Genomic DNA, 4,883 nt, shown 5'->3' with positions numbered 1-4,883 from the left:
GATTCTTTATGAAGCTGCGACAAAGGCGTTAAAGGATGCAGGCATTAAAAAGCTTCCGAATCTTACCACTTTGCAGAAAGAATATTCTGATCTGCAAAAGAAGAAAGATGCCATATATTCCGACTATGGAAAATTAAAAAAGAAAGTCAAGGAATATCAGAAGATCAAACAGAATGTTGATACGATTTTACAAAGAGAAAATACAGGCAAGGAGCATAAAAAGAACCTTGAATAATTCCTCTTTTGGATGATGGGTAAAATTCATGGTATGATATGACTAACTAAAGAAACGGGAAATACACAATATTGAGGACAGAAAACAGTTCCCGGAAGAAAAGGAGCTGATAGAATGACGCGCAGAGAAATATGGAAAGATTTTTTTAAGAAAGTAATAGTGCCTGTTCTGCTGACAGCATTTCTCTTTTATTGGGGAAAAAGCATCTTTACGCAAAACGGAGAAACAAACTATTTTTATGTATGGCTGTTTTGCGGCGTTCCTTTCGGTATCAGAAGAATGTTTCTGTGGCTGGTTCCGATAAACCATGACTTTACTGCAACGGTGGGAATATTTGCTGTCAATATCATAACCGGCGGACTGATCGGCTGTATTGTGATTATCTGGCAGCTTCTCGTTGCGGCATGGTATATTCCACTTACGATATACAGGCTTGTAAAAGAATAACGGAATTTCAGACATAAAAAAACAGCGGACGCAGCGGCCACAAATACATGGCTGCCGCGTCCGTTTTTCTCTTGAAATTGTTCCTTGCGTTACGCAGTTAAACCCTATTTTTAAGGATTTGAGGTTAAATCCCTGCCATAAGCTGAAATGCTTCTAAAAAGTAAGGTTATACAAGGCATTTGCACCCTCTATTTCGTAACAAGGCTTCGCTTTTTTCTCATACGCTCTGCCGCTTGCTTTCTTGTGATTTTCTTTCTGCAATCAGGGCAATATTTCGCATTGTTGGATTTTGACGCGAATGGCGCTCCGCATACGGTGCAGCGGCGTTTTTCCTCCGGTGCGTAAAGCTCTGCAAAAAGCTCTCTGTCAAGAGGAAGCACGGCATCTGAAAACCAACGGCAAAGAAGCGAACAGGAAATAAGCTGCGGACAGAGACAGGCTTCCCCTTCATCAAGTAAAATGCAGTTTCCGTTATCAAAGTTACAGCATTCTTTTTTTACAAGGCGATTGACACGCTTTCCCTGCTTAGGTGAAAGCGGTTTTGATTTCCTCATATTTCATCGGCGGGATCAATGGAAAGTGCGGAAAATTCCTCATCGGACAGGCTGTTTACCTTTTTGACCGTGCGCTTTGCAAGCTCCCGCATATCACTATCCATAAAGGAAAGTGCAAATGCAATCTTCTCCGTTACTTCCTCCTTGGTTTCGCCTCTGTAAATGCTTAACAAATTCATTTCTTCAACTGTAAAAGGATTCATGCTATACCTCCAATTCATGATTTTTTATTTTCGTGTTATGTTTTTTCTGTTCAGACTGTTTCTTTGCTTCCTTTAGCTGCTCCCTGATAGACGGCTTTTTCTCCGGTTCAGAAGTGTTGCGATTTTCCACCTTAACCGCCTTTGCAAGCTCAGTAAGGGAAATAGCTTCTCCCGCCTTTATCTTTTGTTCAAGCTCACTTACGGTAGGCGCATTCGGAGTATTGTTGATAATCCCGTCAAAATTATTGTCGTTTTGCTCTACTATATCCTCCACATGCTTTAAGTAATTTTGCGGTTTCAGAAATTCCGGTGCATCCTTGTAACCGAAACGGTCAACATAGTGGGCGCTGTCCTTTCCGTCCTTATGAAGCACGATCACATCGGAAACGGAAAGGCTATGTCCGTAAAAATCCTTTGGATGATCAATATTAAAGCGGGTGTAAATATCTTCAAGAGAAAGTCCTTTTGTAAGCTCCGCCTCATAAACCTTGACATAGTTATCCGGATTAAGTGTCTGCCTCGATTCTTTTAAGCGGTCGTAGGATTCAAATTGAAGCTCTCTTGTATTTTCGCCTCTCTTTAGCTGATAGATCTGAAAGGTATCTTTTTCAGCAACTTCCTCCTGTGCCTTATAGATATATTCCGGCTGTGCTTCTTTTCTTTCTTCCTTTCTGAAATTTCTTTGAAGCTCTATTACGCGTTCTCCCGAAAGGGGCTTTATGCTGCTGACAGCATCCGCCGCATAGATTGCATTGGAATTAAGCTGTCTTTGCCACGCAGAAGCTTTCGGCGACCAACGAAAGCCGTTTGCCTTTAATTCATCTCTGATTTTGCCGTCCGGCTTATCGTCAAAGAAAAGCTGCAAGCGGTTATCCTTTACATTGATTTCAGCTCTGCCTCCGGCAAACTCCCAGCCTGTGTAAAGTTCTTCCTTATTTACGGAAAGGCTTTGAATACGCTCTTTAATTCTTCTGATTTCTGCATTGTTATTGGAAAGTGCCCATGACGGATAGGGCTTGTCCTGAATGCCTCTGATTTCCATTCTTTTCTTTAGCTTTTCGATTGCCTCACTGTCAAGCTCCGGGCAGCCCTTAAGGCTTTTATGCTTTCGGTAGTAGGCATTGACCGCCTTCATGGTTTCCTGCGTCTTTGTCAGCTTCTCAAGCTTTGCAGTTAATTTCTTTACGGCGTCCGGATCGTCTGCACTGATTCCGCCCATTCCGGTGCTTCTGATTTTTTCAAGAAGTCCTTGAATATCTTTCCATTCTCCATAATTTTTATCACGGGCGGCGTTTTGTTTTTCCTTTTTTCTCGTAGGAAAGTTGGAGCCTCCCGCAATCAGTACAGAGGGAACACGGGAATCGATGGCAAAACCGTTATTCATATTTGCCGCAAGTTTTTTAGAATAGGTATCAAGCAAGGCATCGATTTTACCATGAAAGGACGGATCCACTCTCTTTTTCTGATTTTCAGCAATTTCCGCTGCCTGATCCACAAGGCTTTTGTATTCAAGGGTTGCGCTTCCCGGCGTATAGTCCGAAAAGCTGTTCATTTCCTTTGCTCTTTTTGCCGCAGCTTCATTGATAGGATAATACTTTACCTGTATTCCGGCTTCCTTTTCCTGTGAAGCTTCTTCCTGCATCTTTTCAAAATCATCTATGGAGATTTCCTTTAAGTCTTGCCCTGAAAGCTCGTGCATTTTTAGGATTTCATCACGAGCTTTTTCAATAGAGATTTCCGGATTATCAAGCTGTCCGCCATCAAGGTCTGTAAAGTCAGGCTGATACAGAGTATAGTCATAGCCTGTTTCGTAGGTCTGAATATAGAGATAGCTTCCGTTTTCAAGCAGGTAGGCCGCTTCCTGTTTTTCTTCCTGCAAAGGCAATTCTGTTTCTTTTTCTGAAAGCTCATTTTCTCTTTCCCTTTGAAGCTCCTTGAAATGCCCGTCTATACTGTCGATCAGCTCCGATGCGGCAAGGCGGATGGTTTCAAGAGAGCCTTTTAATTCGTACAACTCCTTTCCGCTGCTCCAGCCTGCAACATATCCGAAAGAATAGTCGGAAGTATCAAGTCCGTAGTGCCGGCATACGGTATAGGCGACGCTTTCCGCCTCAACCTCACGAGTACGCTGGTTCGGGCGATTTTCTTTTTCCTCTTTCGGTGCATTCAGGTCAATGTCATGCAGCTTTGCATGGGCGATTTCGTGAATGGCGGTTTTTAATGTTTGCAACTCGCTCATGTTATTGTCAATCGCAATTCTTTTTTCCGCAAGGTGATAGTAGCCGTGAGCGCTTCCCTCGATATGTTCAAGAGCAATCGGAACGGGAGAAGCCTTTTTTAGTGCCGTAAAGAAGTCCTCATACTGCGACACATCGCCTGTCAGCTCATCTACTCCGATAGAGGGTATTTCTTTTCCCTCCGTCTGTGATACATCAAAGACAGATACCACCTTGTGGGCAGGAATGGTAATTTCCCTTTCTTCGGTAACTGCCTTTCCGTCCGCTCCGATAAGGGGCATATTTGTTTTCGGATCAAGCTTTTCCATTTCCTGCTTTACCTTAAAGGGTGCAGGGGCGATGATGCGGATTCCTTTTTCTCCTTTTTTGACCGTTCTTCCGTGGCTGTTTTTCCATGCACTAAAGCCTGCAATCAGGGAAGCGTCGGGCTTTTGCAGTGCAATTAGCATGGTATTATTAAAGCTGTAATGATGAAACTTTGACATGACGCGAAGATATTCCTTGTACCTTTCGCTTTCAAAGACTTCTAAAATCCCTTGCTCCAAACGATCCGTGATTTCCTTTAGTCTGTCCTTTTGATTTTCAGAGGTCAGGACAATGGGGGAAACCTCTTTTATTTCTTCCGTTTGTTCCATATATGGCATAAATTTTTCTCCTTTCGATTTCTAAGGGTCTGGGACTATCCCAGCAAGCAAAAATCTCCGCTTTCATATCTTTGGAAACGGAGTTTTTTTTACGGAAAGGGTACCCCTTTCCTATGCTTGCTATTCTTCTTTTTTCTTCCTCTCTATCTCAATATGGTAGTTCACATACTTATCTCCGGTATCACAAAGAACCACATTTCCGTCATAGGTTTTATCTGTTTTATGAGAGTAGATATTCTTTACCTTTACTTTTTTATCTTTTAGAAGTGTGGATGCAATCTTTGGGGTAAATACGATTTTCCTATCTTCAAAGAAGCGGTCATTCTTCCACATAGAAAAGCGGCAATCCCTGTTACTGCAATAATAGTTCTTCTTTCCCTCATAAACGGGACTTTGGCAGCGCGGGCATAAGCCGATTACGGTTTTTTCCTGCTTGAAAAGTTCTGCTTTTACTTTTTCAGCGTCCGCATTTTTTATAAGCTCTTTTGTAAGTGCTTCAATCTTTTTCATAAAGCTGTCCGCATCCGCTTCTCCTTTTGCAATCCTTGAAAGCTCGTTTTCCC

The 4,883-nt window shown here is 42.5% G+C and carries 5 protein-coding genes and 1 pseudogene; 2 read left to right on the top strand and 4 right to left on the bottom strand.

The window, feature by feature from the left end; all coding sequences use genetic code 11:
- Both HMPREF1152_RS05580 and HMPREF1152_RS05575 read left to right on the top strand, forming a co-directional pair.
- A pseudogene (locus tag HMPREF1152_RS05580) lies at positions 1 to 235 on the top strand (relaxase/mobilization nuclease domain-containing protein); the annotation flags it as partial.
- 114 nt (positions 236 to 349) lie between these two features.
- Positions 350 to 682, top strand: coding sequence for a DUF6050 family protein (locus tag HMPREF1152_RS05575; protein ID WP_009644194.1), 333 nt, complete (start codon positions 350 to 352; stop codon positions 680 to 682).
- A 188-nt stretch (positions 683 to 870) separates the two neighbouring features.
- Here the strand turns inward: HMPREF1152_RS05575 and HMPREF1152_RS05570 are convergent, their stop codons facing one another.
- From HMPREF1152_RS05570 to HMPREF1152_RS05555, 4 genes are all read right to left on the bottom strand, one after another.
- Positions 871 to 1,236 (bottom strand): cysteine-rich VLP domain-containing protein, encoded by a 366-nt coding sequence (locus tag HMPREF1152_RS05570; protein ID WP_009644199.1) that lies wholly within the window; start codon positions 1,234 to 1,236, stop codon positions 871 to 873.
- Complete coding sequence (locus HMPREF1152_RS05565; protein ID WP_009644198.1) at positions 1,233 to 1,439, bottom strand: transposon-transfer assisting family protein; 207 nt, start codon at positions 1,437 to 1,439, stop codon at positions 1,233 to 1,235. The genes HMPREF1152_RS05570 and HMPREF1152_RS05565 overlap by 4 nt, the downstream gene beginning before the upstream one ends.
- A 1-nt stretch (position 1,440) precedes the next feature.
- Positions 1,441 to 4,320, bottom strand: a complete 2,880-nt coding sequence (locus tag HMPREF1152_RS05560; protein ID WP_009644195.1) for a YodL domain-containing protein — start codon at positions 4,318 to 4,320, stop codon at positions 1,441 to 1,443.
- Between the two features lie 120 nt (positions 4,321 to 4,440).
- Entirely contained in the window at positions 4,441 to 4,830 is a 390-nt protein-coding gene (locus HMPREF1152_RS05555) for a hypothetical protein (protein ID WP_442852106.1), read from the bottom strand.
- Positions 4,831 to 4,883: the final 53 nt, after the last annotated feature.

This window comes from Mogibacterium sp. CM50 (assembly GCF_000293155.1).
Classification (GTDB): Bacteria; Bacillota; Clostridia; order Peptostreptococcales; family Anaerovoracaceae; genus Mogibacterium; species Mogibacterium timidum.
This window is presented reverse-complemented; position numbering and strand designations above follow the sequence as displayed.